This is a genomic window from Arthrobacter sp. yr096 (genome assembly GCF_900108925.1).
Classification (GTDB): domain Bacteria; phylum Actinomycetota; class Actinomycetes; order Actinomycetales; family Micrococcaceae; genus Arthrobacter.
In genome coordinates, this window is sequence record NZ_FNYI01000010.1 from 46,782 (window position 1) to 64,228 (window position 17,447).

12 protein-coding genes and 1 riboswitch are annotated in these 17,447 nt (G+C 62.6%); of the genes, 1 reads left to right on the top strand and 11 read right to left on the bottom strand.

Features of this window, described 5'->3' with window-relative positions; genetic code table 11:
- Positions 1–58: 58 nt before the first annotated feature.
- From BMY91_RS20145 to BMY91_RS20175, 7 genes are all read right to left on the bottom strand, one after another.
- Positions 59–1,423 (bottom strand): glutamate-5-semialdehyde dehydrogenase, encoded by a 1,365-nt coding sequence (locus BMY91_RS20145; protein ID WP_090825165.1) that lies wholly within the window; start codon positions 1,421–1,423, stop codon positions 59–61.
- Complete coding sequence (gene proB, locus BMY91_RS20150; protein WP_090825168.1) at positions 1,420–2,601, bottom strand: glutamate 5-kinase; 1,182 nt, start codon at positions 2,599–2,601, stop codon at positions 1,420–1,422. The genes BMY91_RS20145 and proB overlap by 4 nt, the downstream gene beginning before the upstream one ends.
- On the bottom strand, positions 2,591–4,177 hold the full coding sequence (obgE, locus tag BMY91_RS20155) for a GTPase ObgE (protein ID WP_090825169.1): 1,587 nt from the start codon (positions 4,175–4,177) through the stop codon (positions 2,591–2,593). Before obgE ends, proB begins: the two co-directional genes overlap by 11 nt.
- Positions 4,178–4,311: 134 nt before the next feature.
- Positions 4,312–4,575: a 50S ribosomal protein L27 gene (gene rpmA, locus BMY91_RS20160; protein WP_024816903.1), complete on the bottom strand. Its 264-nt coding sequence runs from the start codon at positions 4,573–4,575 to the stop codon at positions 4,312–4,314.
- A gap of 61 nt (positions 4,576–4,636) precedes the next feature.
- Complete coding sequence (gene rplU / locus BMY91_RS20165; protein ID WP_090825171.1) at positions 4,637–4,945, bottom strand: 50S ribosomal protein L21; 309 nt, start codon at positions 4,943–4,945, stop codon at positions 4,637–4,639.
- 376 nt (positions 4,946–5,321) lie between these two features.
- Positions 5,322–6,839 (bottom strand): bifunctional hydroxymethylpyrimidine kinase/phosphomethylpyrimidine kinase, encoded by a 1,518-nt coding sequence (thiD, locus tag BMY91_RS20170; protein ID WP_090825172.1) that lies wholly within the window; start codon positions 6,837–6,839, stop codon positions 5,322–5,324.
- A riboswitch (TPP riboswitch) is annotated at positions 6,830–6,928 on the bottom strand. (Overlaps the previous gene by 10 nt.)
- A 174-nt stretch (positions 6,929–7,102) precedes the next feature.
- Positions 7,103–10,288: an Rne/Rng family ribonuclease gene (locus tag BMY91_RS20175; RefSeq protein WP_256212848.1), complete on the bottom strand. Its 3,186-nt coding sequence runs from the start codon at positions 10,286–10,288 to the stop codon at positions 7,103–7,105.
- A gap of 504 nt (positions 10,289–10,792) precedes the next feature.
- On the opposite strand from BMY91_RS20175, the gene BMY91_RS20180 reads away from it, so the two are divergent.
- Complete coding sequence (locus BMY91_RS20180) at positions 10,793–11,470, top strand: vitamin K epoxide reductase family protein (protein ID WP_090825176.1); 678 nt, start codon at positions 10,793–10,795, stop codon at positions 11,468–11,470.
- A 73-nt stretch (positions 11,471–11,543) separates the two neighbouring features.
- Here BMY91_RS20180 and ndk read toward each other — a convergent pair whose 3' ends face one another.
- The 4 genes from ndk to ileS are packed head-to-tail and all read right to left on the bottom strand — an operon-like array spanning position 11,544 to position 17,135.
- The gene (ndk, locus tag BMY91_RS20185) at positions 11,544–11,963 is read right to left on the bottom strand and encodes a nucleoside-diphosphate kinase (protein ID WP_090825186.1); all 420 of its coding nucleotides are present in this window, start codon (positions 11,961–11,963) and stop codon (positions 11,544–11,546) included.
- A 56-nt stretch (positions 11,964–12,019) separates the two neighbouring features.
- On the bottom strand, positions 12,020–12,472 hold the full coding sequence (locus tag BMY91_RS20190; protein WP_090825188.1) for a DUF4233 domain-containing protein: 453 nt from the start codon (positions 12,470–12,472) through the stop codon (positions 12,020–12,022).
- A 1-nt stretch (position 12,473) separates the two neighbouring features.
- Positions 12,474–13,835: a bifunctional folylpolyglutamate synthase/dihydrofolate synthase gene (locus BMY91_RS20195; protein ID WP_090825190.1), complete on the bottom strand. Its 1,362-nt coding sequence runs from the start codon at positions 13,833–13,835 to the stop codon at positions 12,474–12,476.
- A gap of 3 nt (positions 13,836–13,838) precedes the next feature.
- The gene (ileS, locus tag BMY91_RS20200) at positions 13,839–17,135 is read right to left on the bottom strand and encodes an isoleucine--tRNA ligase (RefSeq protein ID WP_090825192.1); all 3,297 of its coding nucleotides are present in this window, start codon (positions 17,133–17,135) and stop codon (positions 13,839–13,841) included.
- Positions 17,136–17,447 lie beyond the last annotated feature (312 nt).

Below are 17,447 nucleotides of genomic sequence, written 5' to 3' on the forward strand. Positions count from 1 at the left end.
AGGATTGCACGGCGGGACTCCCCGCCGCTCCGGACTTCTGTTCTATGTTACCGCGTTGCTAGCTGCGGACTTGGCCTTCGCCCTGGACGATCCACTTGGTAGTGGTCAGTTCCGTGAGTCCCATGGGACCCCGCGCGTGCAGCTTCTGCGTGGAAATGCCCACTTCAGCTCCGAGGCCCAGTTCGCCACCATCAGTGAAGCGTGTGGAAGCATTGACGATCACAGCAGCAGAATCGATCTCTGCAATGAACTTCTCGGCGTTGGCCAGGTTGTTGGTGAGGATCGCTTCGGTGTGACCGGTGGTCCACTTCCGGATGTGGTTTACCGCATCATCCAGGCTATCCACCATGGCCACTGCGAGATCAAGGTCCATGTACTCGGTAGCCCAGTCCTCGTCGTCGGCAGGAACAGTTTCCACGCCACTGCCTACGGCGGCCGAGATCCTCTCATCCACATGCAGGGTCACGCCCGCAGAACGCAATGCGGCGGCGACGGCAGGAAGCACCGTTGAGCCGGAATGCACCAGGAGCGTCTCCACGGTGTTGCAGACACTGGGCCGCTGCGTCTTGGCGTTGAGCAGGATCTCCACGGCCATCTCCTCATCGGCAGACTCGTCGATGAAGATGTGGACGTTTCCTTCTCCGGTTTCAATGACGGGCACCGAGGAGTTGGTCACGACAGTCTGGATCAGCTCACGTCCACCCCGGGGAATGAGGACGTCCACCCGTCCGCGGGCGCGCATCAGGACATTGGCGCCTTCACGGCCGTACTGGTCCACCGTCTGCACAGCATCGGCAGGCAAGCCCACGGAGTCAAGTGCCTCGCGAAGAATCTGCACCAGTGCTTCGTTGGTGTTCGCCGCAGCTGACCCTCCGCGAAGAATCACGGCATTGCCACTCTTCAGGGCGAGGCCTGCGATATCCACGGTGACGTTGGGACGGGCTTCGTAGATGGCGGCCACCACGCCCATAGGCACATTGACCTGACGCAGCCGGAGTCCGTTCGGCAGCGTTTGGCCCCGGACAACGTTTCCCACGGGATCCGGCAAGCCAGCGAGGTTTTCCAAAGCCGCAACCAGGCCATCGATGCGGGCAGGAGTCAAGGTCAGGCGGTCCAGCAATGCTGCCGACGTGCCGTTGGCACGGCCCACCGCCACATCCTTGGCGTTCGCGTCGAGCACATGCTTCCGGTTCTCCACCAAGGCGGCGCCAATGGCACGCAGGGCACGGTCCTTCCAAGCACGGTTGGCTTGGCCCATGCGTCGGGCGGCCTTGCGGGACCGATCGGCGATGGCATGGACAGCCGCCTGGACATCCTCCGGCGACAATGGAACGTCGCCTGCCGCAGGGTTCTCCGGCGTCTGGCCGGAAGCACCGGAAACGTCGGAGATCACAGGGGCGTCGGGGGTCAGCGCTTCAGTCATGCTCCAAGTTTAGATGAGCGCGGAGTCCGCAGGAGCACCAGATCGTCAACATGAACAACTTCGCGATCGTAGCCGCGGCCCATGGCCTGGCCCAGCTCCTGCGTAGTGCGGCCCAGCATCCTGGGAAGTTCCTCCGATGAGTAGTTGACCAGGCCGCGGGCCACCACAGTTCCATCATGGGCAACCATCTCCACGGGATCGCCCGCTTCGAAGTCACCGCTGATGTCCGAAATACCTGCGGGAAGCAACGACCTGTGCCGGTCGCGCACAGCCTTGACTGCGCCGTCGTCGAGCATGAGACGCCCGTGAACCGTCGCAAGGTGCGCCAGCCACAAAAGGCGGACGGGCTTGCGGCTGCCGTTCACGGCGAACCAGGTTCCAACGTCGTCCCCCGCCAACGCCGACGCAGCGTTCGCGGTTGACGTCACCAGTGCGTGGATGCCGGAGCCCGCCGCAATGGAGGCTGCCTCCACTTTGGTCATCATGCCCCCGGTACCAACACCGGCCTTCCCTGCCTTACCGATGGTCACGTCCTCCAGATCCTGCGGACCGCGAACCAGCGGAATTCGCTGGGCACCCTGCGACGGCGGGCCATCGTAGAGGGCATCGACGTCGGATAGCAGCACGAGTGCGTCAGCTCGGACCAGATGCGCCACCAGGGCAGCCAACCGGTCGTTATCGCCGAAGCGGATCTCGTGAGTTGCCACGGTGTCGTTTTCGTTGACAACGGGCACAACGCCAAGATTCAGGAGGCGGTCCAATGCCCTGAACGCATTGGTGTGCTGCGTACGGCGCATCAGGTCATCGGCCGTCAGCAAAACCTGGCTGACAGTGACGCCGTGGGCACTGAAGGCCTGGGTGTAACGGGCCATGAGGAGGCCCTGCCCGACGCTGGCAGCAGCCTGCTGGGTGGCCAGGTCCTTGGGTCGCTTGGCCAAACCCAAGGGAGCCAGTCCGGCCGCAATGGCACCAGAGGACACCAGGATGATCTCCGTGCCGGCATTTCGCTTGTCCGCCAAAGCGTCCACAAGTCCGGCGAGGGACTTTTCGGAAATGCCGCCCTTGATGCTGGTCAGCGAGGAGGACCCGACTTTGACGACAATCCGTTTGGCGTCAGCCAAGGCTTGCCGTTCGAGTCCTTCTGCTGCCCCCGGAATTTCGACAGTCCTAGTCGTCATCACCGGCGTCCAGGTTGCTTTCCTTCACGGCCTGGGCACGGCGGCCGCTGACGGATTCAGTCCAAATGCCCGCCTTGCGTTCAGCCTCAAGCTCGGCGCGTGCGGCAGCCTTGGCTTCGCGGCGTTCAATCTGTTCGTCACGCTTCTGCGATCGTGTGGGACGGTCGCCGATATCGGCAACACGGATATCGGTGCCACGGGGTGTTGCCAGCAGTTCAGCACCCGCCATCATGGTGGGCTCCCAGTCGAACACCACGCCGTCGTCCTCGCCAATGACCACGGTATCGCCGGGCTTGGCGCCAACCTTGAACAGTTCGGTTTCCACACCCAGCTTCGCCAGGCGGTCGGCGAGGTAGCCGATGGCTTCCTCGTTGGTGAAGTCGGTCTGCTTGACCCAGCGCACGGGCTTGTCGCCCAGCACGCGGAACAGCGGTTCCAGATTCTTTTCCTCACGGCGGATCTTGAAACCGGACTCGTTGACAGCCCGCGGACGCAGGACAGGCGGAGCTACCTTGGGCGGTGCAATCGCGACAGCGTCACGTGCTGCCTTGACGATCTCCGCCATGGCGAATCCGAGCTGCCGCAAGCCCTCATGGCTGGTTGCCGATACTTCAAAGACGCGGTAGCCGCGGGCTTCAAGATCCGGACGAACGAACTCGGCCATGTCCTTGCCGTCGGGCAGGTCAACCTTGTTCAGGACCACAAGCTTGGGGCGTTCATTCAGGGGGACAACTTCACCGTCTACTCCGGCGTAGCTCATGTCAACGGCGTACTTCTCCAGTTCCGCCTCAATGATGGCGAGGTCGGAAAGAGGATCGCGGTCAGATTCCAGGGTTCCACAGTCAAGGACGTGCACCAGTGCGGCACAACGTTCCACGTGACGCAGGAAGTTATGGCCAAGGCCCTTGCCTTCGCTGGCACCCTCGATCAAACCGGGAACATCGGCGATGGTGAAGCGCACTTCGCCGGCCTGGACCACGCCAAGGTTGGGAATGAGGGTGGTGAACGGGTAATCGGCGATCTTGGGCCGGGCTGCCGACATGGCTGCAATCAGGCTGGACTTACCGGCCGAGGGGAAGCCCACCAAAGCGATGTCCGCAATGGACTTCAGTTCCAGGACAATGTCGCTGGAATCGCCTTCGATACCCAACAGCGCAAAGCCCGGCGCGCGGCGCTTCTGTGAAGACAGGGAAGCATTGCCGAGTCCGCCCTGGCCGCCAGCCGCAGCAATATATTCTGTGCCCTCTCCCACAAGGTCAGCCAGGACGTCGCCGTCCTTGGTCTTGACCACGGTGCCATCGGGCACGGGAAGAATGAGGGTTTCACCATTCTTGCCACCGCGCCAGTCACCCATTCCGGGTCCACCGTTGGTGGCGTGCCGGTGGGGGGCGTGGTGGTAGTCAAGCAGCGTGGTGGTTTGGGCCGACACACGCAGGATCACGTCGCCGCCATTGCCGCCGTTGCCGCCGTCGGGGCCACCGAGCGGCTTGAACTTTTCCCGCTTAACAGAGACACAGCCGTGGCCGCCGGTTCCGCCGGATACGTGCAGGACTACCCGGTCTACAAAGCTCGCCACGTGGATCTCCTCTATTGCTGTTGCCAGCGCTGTTGCATTAACCAGCGCGCCTGGGCGCCCTAGTCGATTGTAATGCGGTTAAAAGAACGGTGGAGCGGGCCGTTTGGCCCGCTCCACCGGTTCAGAACTTGTTGTTACTCTGCAGCTGCAGCAGCAACGATGTTCACTACGCGACGGCCGCGGCGAGTACCAAACTCAACCGAACCTGCCTGGAGAGCGAACAGGGTGTCGTCGCCACCGCGACCGACGCCTGCACCGGGGTGGAAGTGGGTTCCACGCTGGCGAACGATGATTTCGCCTGCGGAGACTACCTGACCACCGAAGCGCTTTACGCCCAGGTACTGTGCGTTGGAGTCACGACCGTTGCGAGTGGAACTCGCGCCTTTTTTGTGTGCCATGTGAAATGCCTGCCTCTAAATTTCTGGGGAAACTGAAAAACCTGAACAGCGGTAACGAAAGTTACGCGATGCTGGTGATCTTGATCTTGGTCAGTTCCTGACGGTGACCCTGACGCTTCCGGTAGCCGGTCTTGTTCTTGAACTTCTGGATGACGATCTTGGGACCACGGAGGTCCTCGAGGATCTCAGCCGTGACCTTGACGTTGGCCAGTTCCGCAGCTGCGGAGGTGACCTTGTCGCCATCAACCAGGAGCAAGGCGGGCAGCTCAAGCTTGCTGCCGGCTCCACCGGGGACGCGGTTAAGCGTTACGTAGTCTCCAACGGAAACTTTTTCTTGGCGGCCGCCTGCGCGGACAATCGCGTACACCACTTGGGTACTCACTTCTCTCGACGTTTATAACTAAATTTGCGTGCGGAACCTTGAACCGGAATCAGGCTTGGTTCGCGCTGTGCCTCAACGCCGTGGACTTCTGATCGAAGTCCGCGAGTCATCCCATGAACAATTCCAAGGGGCATAACCCAAGTGTTGGCGTAAGCACCGAAGATCAAGATTACGCTAGTTTGACCTTCAGCTGCAAATGAGGCCGGGTCCGGAGGCTACCACGTGACTTGCGTCACCAGATGTAACGGACTCTCCCGGCACCGTGCCCATACAGCCTACAGGGTTTGGGCACGATTAACGCGATTTCCCCCGCGGCGCGCGGAGGCAAACGGCGAAACGTGCGCAATCGCCCAGGAAATGAGGCCTAAGCGAATAAGCGTGGGGCGTCGAAGAATGCTGTCTCATAACGGCAGGAGTCCCTGAAAGCTTCCACCATTGCCGCACGCTCCCCCGCTGAGGCTGCCAAGGCAGCGGCGTCAGTGAAGTTGATCGCATTCCTGGTTGCCGCTGCAAAATCCTCATCAGCGTAAGTCTTCAGCCAATCCGCATACGGGTGCCCGGAGGGCGCCCCTGCGTCCACATAAGCCGTGTGGAGCTGCTGGCCTACCTCGGCGTACAACCAGTAGCAGGGCAAAACTGCCGCCAGGAGAACGCCATACCTACCGGAGGCCGATGCCGCCATCAGATGATCCACATACGACTTGGTAACCGGCCCCGTCACGGTGGAGGCCTCACGCGTGCTCAGCCAGTTGCGGTGGAGTTCCGATTCCACTTCGAGGCACTGCTGCGACGCCTTGGACCAGAACAATTGCTCTTCCTCCGTGGGTGCAAGTGCGCCGGCACGGGCCAGGACCCTGGAATACCCATTGAGGTAGATCGCGTCCTGTGCCAGGTAATAGTTGAAGGCCGCCTCCGGCAGGCTGCCTGATTGCAGGCCTTCAATAAAGGAGAGCCTGTAGATGGCATCGAGTTCCGGGGCGGCTTCCTTCCACAACTCCGAGGCGAAGTTACCGGGCCTGAGCACCTTTTGGTGGTGGAAATGGTTAACGGGACCGCTCCCCTGGCCAACATCAAGGGCATCGGAGGCCTTCAGGGCTTGAAGCAACCAGGGCTTCACTTCCCGCAATGAAGCTTCCCAATCGCCGGTGCGGGCCTGAACGGTGGCCAAAGCGGAGGAAAGTGAACAGCCCGTGCCATGACTGTTCTTCGTGTCCACCCGGGGACCGGCTACCTCGACCACATCCTGACGCAGCAAGCCACTGGTGTTCACCAACGCATCTGGACATTCCGATCCCGCCAGGTGCCCGCCCTTCACCAGCACCGTGTTTCCGCAGTCGGCGGCAAGCCGTTTTCCCTGGTCCAGCGCCGAAGCCCAATCGTCGGCTTCAGCTTCGCCCAACAACATGGCAAGTTCAGGGAGGTTTGGGGTGATGAGGTCCGCCAAAGGCAGCAGCGAACGCAAGGCCTTCTCCGCGGACCCCTGCAGGAGGCGGTCTCCGCTGGTGGCCACCATGACCGGATCAAGGACCACGACGGCGGGGCGCACCGCTTCCAACCAGCGGCGGACTTCATCAATGACCGCCGCGTCCCCCAGCATGCCAATCTTGACCGCATCAATGGTGATGTCACTGCTGATGGCTTCGAGCTGCTGCCTCAGGAATTCCACGGGAGGTACATGCACAGCGCTGACTCCTAGCGTATTTTGCGCTGTCAGGGCCGTGATGGCTGCCATTGCATAGCCGCCGTGGGCTGCAATGCTCTTCACATCAGCCTGGATACCCGCCCCTCCGGATGGATCTGAGCCAGCGATGCTCAGCACCCTCGGGGTTTGCGTACTTGAGGCCACCAGCGGGTACACAGGAGAGAATGACGATGCAGTCATGAGGACATCCCTTCGCCGGTGCTAACCGGACAGGTTCAACGGGTCTGGATCTCAGCCTGGCCCAACGCCCGGCACCCCGTGTCAGTCCCCTAGCGTAGCCGGGAAGCAGCATTGCCAGGCAACTTCGCAACGGCAAACACTGGATGTGACCGCGAAAGAACCTGGTTGCGCGACTGGACGCAGACAGCAAAGGGTCCTGCAGTACCCGCCATTGACGGATACCGCAGGACCCTATGGTGCCGATCCTTCTGGAGCTGCAGTCTCTAGAGTTCGGAAGCCGGTACGCCCACACCGAGGATGATGGGCTCCTCCGACGCCGCCTTCTTGACCGGTTCCGCCGGCGCCTTGGCCTCGTGGGCCGAACCGCCCGCGGCCGCAGCAGCTGCCTCACGGTGCTCCACGCTGGTTTCGTTTGCCGCACCCTGTGCCCTGCTGGCGCTGCGGTTGCGCCGGCCACGACGACTCCGTGACGCTGAAGCGGTCCCTGGATCCTCGGCTGCGGCCTTCACCGCCGGGACGGTTTCCTGTACAGCTGCCGCCTCTGGGGCGGCCGTGGGCTCCGTTTTTCCTTCCGGGGCTGCGCCAAGGTGCGAGAATGCTTCGGCCAGCAGATCCAGGCTCATGGCGGGCTTGGCAGCCTGCGGTTCCTCGTGGTGTTCAACGAACGGCAAAGCAACTTCTTCGCCGCCGAAGCGCAGGACCGGGGTGGAACGTGCTTCCTGGGTTGCCGCTTCCCGGGACCCCGATTCCCTCGACTCCGCGGTGGCAGCGGGCTGCTCGGGCTCGTGCTGTCCGGCTGCCCTTGCCAGTTCTTCAGCGCGGTGAACTTCGTCGTCGTGCAGGTGCGCGGCGTGGGCTGCAGCGGCAATTGTGGCCAAAGCGGCCCTGGTAGCCTCGGCCTTCGCCTGACGGGCCGGGTCCTGGGGCTCAGTGTGCGTCGTCGTGGTAGCGGCCGGAGCTGAGGCGGGAGTGTGCACCGGTGCCGGCGCTTCGGCGACGGCCTGTCCCCCGCCCTTGCCGCGGCGGCGCTTACGTTCCGTCCGGGCTGCGGGCTGCTGGGTCTCAGTGTGGGGGCGGTGGTGTTCTGCAGCAACGACGTTGGCACGGCGATGCTCCACGGGCTCGTCATGCGTCACTACGCCGCGGCCGGCGCAGTGCTCGCACTGTTCACCGAAGACTTCCAGGAGTCCAGTGCCCATGCGCTTGCGGGTCATCTGAACCAGGCCAAGGGACGTCACTTCAGCCACTTGGTGCTTGGTACGGTCCCGGCCAAGGCACTCGACCATGCGGCGCAGGACGAGATCGCGGTTGGATTCCAGCACCATGTCGATGAAGTCGATGACAATGATGCCGCCGATGTCGCGAAGTCGAAGCTGGCGGACCACTTCCTCGGCCGCTTCAAGGTTGTTCTTGGTGACCGTTTCCTCGAGGTTGCCACCACTGCCGGTGAACTTGCCGGTGTTGACGTCCACTACCGTCATGGCTTCGGTGCGGTCGATGACCAGCGAACCACCGGAGGGCAGGAAGACCTTACGCTCCAGTGCTTTATGGATCTGCTCGTCGATGCGCCATGCAGCGAAGATGTCCTGGTCCTTGGTCCACTTTTCCAGGCGGCCCACCAAATCAGGGGCAACGTAGGTCACGTAAGCCTCGATGGTGTCCCAGGCGTCGTCGCCGGACACGATCAATTTGGAGAAGTCTTCGTTGAAGACGTCACGGACCACCTTGATGGTGAGGTCAGGTTCGCCGTACAGCAGTTCCGGTGCCAGGACCTTGGTTGAGGATGCCTGACCTTCGATGCCTTCCCACTGGGCGCGCAGACGGTTGATGTCGTGCGTCAACTCTTCCTCGGATGCGCCTTCGGCGGCCGTGCGGACAATGACGCCGGCGTTCTCCGGCAGGCGGTCCTTCAGGATGCGCTTGAGGCGGTTGCGTTCGACGTCGGGCAGCTTGCGGGAGATGCCCGTCATGGATCCACCCGGCACGTAGACCAGGTAGCGGCCAGGCAGGGAAATCTGGCTGGTCAGCCGGGCGCCCTTGTGACCCACGGGATCCTTGGTGACCTGGACGAGGACGGAGTCGCCGGACTTCAGCGCATTCTCGATCCGGCGCGGCTGCCCTTCCAGGTTGACGGCGTCCCAGTTCACTTCTCCGGCGTACAGCACGGCGTTGCGGCCGCGCCCGATGTCAACGAAGGCAGCCTCCATGGACGGCAGCACGTTCTGGACCTTGCCCAGGTAGACGTTGCCGATCAGGGAGTCCTGCTGGGTCTTGGAAACAAAGTGTTCGGCAAGTACGCCATCTTCCAGCACGCCGATCTGAATTCTGTCATCGCGCTGCCGGACGATCATCTGGCGGTCAACGGACTCGCGGCGGGCCAGGAACTCGGCCTCGGTGATCACCTGGCGGCGACGTCCGGTTTCCCGGGATTCGCGCCGACGCTGCTTCTTGGCCTCAAGCCTCGTGGATCCCTTAACACTGGCAACCCTGTTTGAGGGCGCTGTCTCCGTGATCGGGCGGGGCGCGCGAACACGGGTCACCGTGTTGGGGGGATCATCGTCCGAGCCGCCGGTCAGTTCAAGATCCTGGTCGCCACGGCGACGACGACGGCGACGCCGTGACGTCACGCCCTCCTCAAGGGCTTCTGCCGCGGGGGCTTCCTCGTCCTCGGACTCCGCGCCGTCCTCAGCGTCGTTCTCTTCGCGCTCGGTTCCACGGCGACCACGGCGACCACGGCTGCGGCGACGGCGCCGGCTGCCGGCATCCTCCAGCTCACTGTCTGCACCGGTCTCGGTTTCTTCCTCGGCTTCCTCGTCCTTCTCTTCCGCAACAGGAACGCGCGGCACAGTGGTGAGGTCCGGAGCCTGGAAGATCATGGATGTGATGGAGACGGGCTCCAGGAACAGGGACGTCGATGCCGCCGGAGCAGAGTCCTCTGCTGGGGACTCTTCAGAAGTGGGCGCTTCAGCTGTATCTTGAGCTACCTCAGCGACAGGTGCCTCAGGCTGGGAAGGGGCCTCCGGCGTCGTGGTTTCTTCAACCGCTTCTGCCGCCTCAACCTTGGGCTTGGCGGTCCGGCGACGGCGGACCGGCTTTTCCGGGGCGGGTTCGGCAGTGGCTTTGGGCTGTGAGTCCACTGCTGCGGCTTCCGGAACAGCAGCGGCCTCATCACCCAGGCCGGGCAGTGGCTCTGCGGGCTCCACCTTTTTGCGGGACCGCGTGCGGCGAACTGGAGCTGCGGCCGTCGCCGGGGCTTCCTCTGCAGCAGGGTTCTGTTCCGGTGTGGGGTTCTGTTCTGCGGCGGGCGCCGACGACTCGACCTCGGCCGCTGCAGTAGCGGCTGCCTTCGGCGCGGCCTTGCGCCGGGTCCGGGTGGTTTTCTTTGGCGCTTCCGCAGTTTCCGCGGGAGCTGCCTCGTCATTAACGGCTACAACCTGGTCATTATCCATATGTGGCAACACTCCTGCCCCAGCGACCCCGCCACATCCGGCGCCCAGTGGGGCAAATATTGTCAAAACCCGCAGGCGTTGACAGAAGTCGGCAGTATGCCTTCCGGTTCGCACCATCATTGGGGTGCGGCAGCCCTGGAAGGCCGGCGCCCTTATTCTGAAACCCGTTGTTCTGCTGCCACAACCAGGTGCCGTCCATTGTCATGGCGGGCCTACCGAGGATCACGTAATCCAGGCATGCCCAGCTCATACTGGCGGTCTTGGGAACAAAGTCACCGGACCGGATTCCGAATGTGGATCGGCTTCCGGCCATGTTCATTCTCTCACACCCCTGCACATTCCCAAGGTAGGGCGCTGTGTCGCGCAATGCCAGAGCGCAGCCGCGCCAAGGAACATCAGTCCTGCCGCGAAGCTGAGGGTGCCATCCAGCCTGCGGCGTTACAATCCTCCCAAGAGCCGTTTCCGGCCAGGCCGGGCCACTTGTTGAAAAGGACTACATCCGCGATGCCGAGCACCGCCAGGGGAAACCTGGCCAACCAAGCCCCCAGCCATGTGGAGGACCTGTCCACCCAGCCGCTGATCGGCCCCCTCCCCGGAGCTGTCCGGGACAAACCGTTTGCCTGGCTCCTGCTGATCACCGGCGTCATCGGGTGGCTGGCCTCCGGTGCCCTGGTGCTGGAGAAACTTGAAGTACTCAAGGATCCCAACCATGTGACCGTGTGCGATGTGAACCCCTGGGTTTCGTGTGGTGCTGTGATGCAGACGCCCCAAAGCTCCGTGTTCGGCTTCCCCAATATGTTTATTGGCATTGTCGCTTTTGCCATCATCATCACCACCGCCATGGGTATCCTCGCGGGTGCAAAGTTCTCACGGGGTTACTGGTGGGGCCTACAGGCCGGCGTGACGCTCGGCTTTGCCTTCGTCGTCTGGCTGTGGTCGCAGGCCCTCTACTCAATCCATGTGCTTTGCCCCTTCTGCATGGTGGTTTGGGCAGTCATGATCCCCCTTTTCGTCTGGGTGACCATCCGGAACCTCACCCACGGCGTCATCAAAGCGCCCTCCGGACTGGTCAAGCTGGTGTCCGGTTCCGGCTGGATCATCGTGGCGCTGCTCTACGTGGCCGTCATCGCCACCATCTTCTTCGCCTTCATTCACGTATTCGCCGGGACGTCCGGCTACTAAGACCGCGGGATGACAGAAAAGGCCAATGTTCGTCATGAACATTGGCCTTTTCTGCTATTCCAGTGAGGCGTAACTAGCTGGCGAACCAGATCTTGATCTCGCGCTCGGCCGAATCAACGGAATCCGAACCGTGCACCAGGTTCTGTTGGACTTTCAGGCCCCAGTCGCGGCCGAAGTCGCCACGGATGGTGCCCGGAGCCGCCGTCGTGGGATCTGTGGTTCCAGCCAGCGAGCGGAAGCCTTCGATCACGCGGTGGCCCTCGAAGACAGCGGCGATGACAGGCCCACTCAGCATGAACTCAACCAGCGGTTCGTAGAACGGCTTTCCCACGTGTTCTTCGTAGTGCTGCTCCAGCAGCTCACGGGTTGCGTTGACCTTCTTCAGCTCGGCCAGGGTGTAGCCCTTGGCTTCGATCCGGGCGAGGATGGTTCCGCCCAGGTTGCGGGCGACGCCGTCAGGCTTGACCAGGACAAGAGTCCGTTCAATGCTCACAGATGCTCCAATGCGATGTGTTCAGTGACTTACGTTCGGTGGTTTTCCCAGCCAGTTTACGGGGTTTGAGTGCCGGCCTCGTCACCGTGGGCAGCGTTCCATTCCGCCTGTTCACGGTCCCGCTGCGCCACCTCGCGGTCAATCCTTATGCCAGCCCTGATCCCGTACCACCAGCAGATGGCGAACAGGATGCCAACAATGAACATCGTCGGCTCAACGAAGCCCGTCAGGATCAGCACCAACTGCAAACCCCAGCCAAGGGCGATGCCCCACGGCTTGGACAGCACGGCGCAGGCGAGTACCAACACCACACTCAGTGCAATACCCACCCCGAGGATGATGCCCGGATCAACCTGGCCGCGCCTCAAACCAAAGACCGCCAGAGTGCCGAAGAAGGCCACGAAGGCTTCGAGCAGGAGCACGGTGGATGCGAACATCACTTTGGTGGACCGGCGCTTCTTGGGCATGCCCGGCCGCCATTCGCGCTGCGCCTTGGTCATCTTCGCCATACTAGGCACTCGCCTTTCCGAGCAGGATTCGGGCCTCGGCCACTACGGTGATGGAGCCGGTCACCAGGACGCCCCCAGCGAGGTCGTCGTTGGATTCCGCGTGCTCCACGGCCCATTCAAGGGCGTCATCAAGCTTCTCCGCGACGTGAACGTTGTCCTCGCCAAAGCCGAGGTCGACGGCGAGTTCAGCCAGTTCCGCTGCAGGAACGGCTCGCGCCGAATTGGATTGGGTGAAGCAGAATTCCCCGGCGAGGCCGCCCAGCGACTCCTTGAGGGTTTTCAGGATTTCCTCGGCGTCCTTTTCCCTCAGCACCCCGACAACCACCACGAGCTTGCTGAAGCTGAAGGCCTCCTGGATCGCTTCCGCGGAGACCCGGATCCCTTCAGGATTGTGGGCAGCATCCACGACAACCGTCGGTGCAGTCCGCACTACTTCCAGCCGGCCCGGGGACGTGACCGTGCCGAACGCTTCCTTGAGCACCTCGGCGTCGAGTTCTTTCTCTCCCCCACCGAAGAATGCTTCCAAGGCAGCCACAGCCACCGCGGCATTCTCCGCCTGGTGGGCGCCATGCAAGGGAAGCAGCAGGTCTTCGTAGCGTCCAGCCAGACCCTGGATGGTCAGAACCTGGCCACCCACGGCTACGCTCCGCGACTCCACGCCGAATTCAACGCCCTCGAACCGGAAAGGCACCTCCACTTCGCGGGCCTTCTCCAGGAGAACCTGAGCCGCGTCCACAGGCTGGGCCGCACTCACCAGGAACCCGCCCGGCTTGATGATGCCGGCCTTCTCATAGGCGATGTCCTCAGTGGTATCGCCCAGGAGGTCGGTGTGATCCAGCGAGATGGGCGTGATCACGGAGACCTGGCCGTCGCCGACGTTGGTGGCGTCAGTGATGCCGCCGAGGCCAACCTCCATCACAGCAACGTCAACAGGCTGGTCGGCGAAAACCGCGAAGCCCAGGATGGTCAGGCACTCAAAGTACGTCAGGCGCGGCTGGTTGTCGGCCACAAGCTCGTTATCCACGATCTCCAGGTACGGGCGGATTTCATCCCAGATCCGGACGAAGGTGGCGTCCGGCACCGGCTCACCGTCGATGCTGATGCGCTCAGTCACCTTGGAGAGGTGCGGGCTGGTGTACCGGCCTGTGCTCAGTCCATGGGCGCGCAGCCCGGCCTCGATCATGCGGGCCGTGGAGGTCTTTCCGTTGGTCCCCGTGATGTGGATGATGGGAAAAGCCTTGTTGGGCTCCCCCAGCACGTCCATGGCCCGGAACAGCGGAGCCAGGCGGGGCTCCATCTTGTTTTCCGGTGCGCGGCCCAGGAGTTCGGCGTAGACGCTTTCAACCGAGAATTCGTCAGTCATAATTCAGGCTCCTGCCTTTGCAACGGTGACCTGCGGCTCGTCGACGCTGGCCAGCAGGACCTCAAGTTCCAGCGTCAGCGTTTCCGTCTTGACGAGTTCTGCATTGGCTTCGAGGGCGTCGACGACGTCCTGGGCAGCCTCCACCGAGGTATGGATTCGGTCGCTGACGTTCAGGCCGGCGTCCTTTCGTGCCTGCTGAATAGCCCGAACCATGTCGCGCGCCAGACCCTCCGCAGCGAGTTCCGGAGTAACTTCCGTGTTCAGCACCACGAATCCGCCGCCCGGAAGCACCGCGACTGCTTTCTTGGCGGCAGCACCGCCGTCGGCCGCTTCTGCCACCACCGTTTCCAGCGTGTATTCCTGTGGCTCCAGTTCCAGGCCACCAGCCACCACCACCCCAGCATCACTGACGGACCAGTCGCCGGACTTTGAGCCCTTGATGGCCTGCTGCACATTCTTGCCGAGGCGCGGGCCCGCAGCACGGGCGTTCACTACCAGCTTCTGCTCGATGCCGAACTCCTCCGGCGAGGCAGTCGCGGCGTCCAACAGACGGACTGACCGCAGGTTCAGTTCATCAGCGACGACGCCGGCAAAGCCTTCCAGCGCATCTGCACCGGGTGCCACCACAGTCAGTTCCTGCAGCGGCAGGCGAACGCGCAGGTTCGCGGCCTTGCGCAGGCTGGAACCAGTGGAGCAGATCTGCTGGACCCGGTCCATCGCTTCAACCAGTTCAGGGTTGGAGGGGAACAGCGCAGCGTCCGGCCAGTCAGCCAAGTGCACCGACCGGCCACCCGTCAGTCCGCGCCAGATCTCTTCCGAGACAAGCGGCAGCAAGGAAGCAGACACACGGCACACAGCTTCGAGGGCCGTGTACAGGGCGTCGAAGGCGTCAACGTTCTCATCGAAGAAGCGCTGGCGGCTGCGGCGAACGTACCAATTGGTCAGCATGTCAAGGTAGCTGCGCAGTTCATCGCAAGCACCGGAGATGTCGTAGTTATCCAGGCTTTCAGTGACGTTGCGGACAAGATCACCTGTGTTGGCCAGGAGGTACTGGTCCAGCGTGTCGGAGTAGTCGTTGTAGCGCAGCTTCGCGTCGTATCCCGCGCCTCCGTTGGCAGCGTTCGTGTACAGCGTGAAGAAGCTGTAGACGTTCCACAGCGGCAGGATGACCTGGCGGACGCCGTCGCGGATGCCCTGTTCGGTCACCACCAGGTTGCCGCCGCGAAGGATAGGGCTGGACATGAGGAACCATCGCATGGCGTCGGAACCGTCGCGGTCCAGGACCTCGGACACGTCAGGGTAGTTGCGCAGGCTCTTGGACATCTTCTGGCCGTCGGAGCCCAGCACAATGCCATGGCTGATTACGTTGCGGAACGCCGGTCGGTCAAAGAGCGCGGTGGAGAGGATGTGGAGCATGTAGAACCAGCCACGGGTCTGGCCGATGTACTCCACGATGAAGTCCGCGGGGTTGTGGGTGTCGAACCACTCCTCGTTCTGGAACGGGTAGTGCACCTGTCCGTAGGGCATGGACCCGGAGTCGAACCACACGTCCAACACGTCTTCCACACGGCGCATGGTGGACTTGCCCGTGGGGTCGTCCGGGTTGGGACGTGTCAGCTCATCAATGAACGGGCGGTGCAGGTCCACCTGTCCTTCGTTGTTGACGGGCAGGCGGCCGAAGTCGGCCTCCATCTCGGCCAGCGAACCGTAGACGTCCGTGCGCGGGTATTCCGGATCATCGGATTGCCACACCGGGATGGGTGAACCCCAGTAGCGGTTGCGGCTGATGGACCAGTCGCGGGCGTTGTCCAGCCACTTGCCGAACTGGCCGTCCTTGACGTTGCCCGGGATCCAGTTGATTTCCTGGTTCAGCTCGGACATGCGGTCCTTGAACTTGGTGACCTCAACGTACCAAGAGGACACCGCACGGTAGATCAGCGGGTTCCGGCAGCGCCAGCAGTGCGGGTAGCTGTGCTCGTAGCTGGCCTGGCGGACCAAGCGGCCATCGGCGCGGAGCACCTGGGTGATGGGCTTGTTGGCGTCGAAGACTTGCAGGCCGACGATTGAGGCGAGCTCGCCGTGCGCAAACAGCGGAAGGAACTTGGCGCCCTCGTCCACGGACAACACCACGGGGATGCCAGCGTCTTCACAGACCTTCTGGTCATCCTCACCGTAGGCCGGAGCCTGGTGAACGATGCCCGTACCGTCCGTGGTGGTGACATAGTCGGCCACCAGGAAGCGCCAGGCGTTTTCCGTGCCGTATTTCTCGGCATCGGCAAAGTCATTCCAGAGCGGTTCGTACTCGAGCCCGGCCAACTCGGCGCCCGTGTGGGTGGACACCACAGCGGCAGTTGCGGCAGCGGCGTCGTCGTACCCCAGATCCTTGGCGTAGGACCCCACCAGGTCAGCTGCGAGCAGGAAGCTGCCCGTTACCGGCGCCTCAGCGGACGCAGCCTTGACGCCGTTGGGTCCGGCGGGCAGGACGGCATAGGAGATCTCAGGCCCGACGGCGAGCGCCAGGTTGGTGGGCAACGTCCAGGGCGTGGTGGTCCAGGCGAGCGCCTGGACGCCCTCAAGTGCCTTGGAGAGTTCGGAGTCTCCCGCCTTGATGGGGAACGTGACCGTGACGGTCTGGTCCTGGCGGTTCTTGTAGACGTCGTCATCCATGCGGAGCTCATGGTTGGACAGAGGGGTCTCGTCCTTCCAGCAATACGGCAGAACGCGGTAACCGTTGTACGTCAGGCCCTTCTCATGCAGCTGTTTGAAGGCCCAGAGTACCGACTCCATGTACTCGACGTTGAGGGTCTTGTAGTCGTTCTCGAAGTCCACCCAGCGGGCCTGGCGGGTGACGTAGGCCTTCCACTCGTTGGCGTACTTCATCACCGAGGCGCGGCAGGCGTCGTTGAATTTATCGATGCCCATGGCTTCGATCTGGGTCTTGTCCGTCATGCCCAGCTGCTTCATGGCTTCGAGCTCAGCAGGAAGGCCGTGCGTGTCCCAGCCGAAACGGCGCTCCACACGCTTGCCACGCTGGGTCTGGTAGCGGCCTACGAGGTCCTTGGCGTAGCCGGTGAGCAGGTGGCCGTAGTGCGGGAGGCCATTGGCGAAGGGAGGGCCATCGTAGAAGACGAACTCGTTGCTGCCGTCCTTGCCCGCATCGCGTTGGTCGATGCTGGCTTGGAAGGTACCGTCTTCATCCCAGTATTTGAGGATGCGCTCTTCGATTTCCGGGAACTTCACGGAGGCGGACACGCCATGCGTGCCGGACGAAGACGCTGAGGCCTTGGGGTAGTGGGTCATCTCATATCCTGTGATAGCTGGTTGACTGTCAGGATGCGAGGACGGCTTCTGTGCTGCCTGTCGGCTGCGCAGGTACCGCGGTACCACCTCACTTACCGGAACACAGGGTCCCGGCCTCTCATTACTGCTGTGACGGGCTTACCCGTCCGGGTCTAATGGGCGTTTTCCGCCATGCAGACGGTCAATGCTGTTCTTCCGGAAGCTCACCGGTGATGGCCGGGTCAAAGCTGGTTCTTCAAGTCTAGCGGCTGGTACCCAGCTTGCTCTACTTGCGGGTTCATCCCCTGGGTGGAGTGCTGCGGCCTTGGCGGT

Bases quoted from the DNA above. Each gene is read 5' to 3' on its own strand.
- BMY91_RS20190 (WP_090825188.1), bottom strand. From the start codon at position 12,472: ATGGCGAAGATGACCAAGGCGCAGCGCGAATGGCGGCCGGGCATGCCC.
- BMY91_RS20195 (WP_090825190.1), bottom strand. From the start codon at position 13,835: ATGACTGACGAATTCTCGGTTGAAAGCGTCTACGCCGAACTCCTGGGC.
- BMY91_RS20145 (WP_090825165.1), bottom strand. From the start codon at position 1,423: ATGACTGAAGCGCTGACCCCCGACGCCCCTGTGATCTCCGACGTTTCC.
- thiD (WP_090825172.1), bottom strand. From the start codon at position 6,839: ATGACTGCATCGTCATTCTCTCCTGTGTACCCGCTGGTGGCCTCAAGT.
- BMY91_RS20175 (WP_256212848.1), bottom strand. From the start codon at position 10,288: ATGGATAATGACCAGGTTGTAGCCGTTAATGACGAGGCAGCTCCCGCG.
- rpmA (WP_024816903.1), bottom strand. From the start codon at position 4,575: ATGGCACACAAAAAAGGCGCGAGTTCCACTCGCAACGGTCGTGACTCC.
- BMY91_RS20180 (WP_090825176.1), top strand. From the start codon at position 10,793: ATGCCGAGCACCGCCAGGGGAAACCTGGCCAACCAAGCCCCCAGCCAT.
- ileS (WP_090825192.1), bottom strand. From the start codon at position 17,135: ATGACCCACTACCCCAAGGCCTCAGCGTCTTCGTCCGGCACGCATGGC.
- proB (WP_090825168.1), bottom strand. From the start codon at position 2,601: ATGACGACTAGGACTGTCGAAATTCCGGGGGCAGCAGAAGGACTCGAA.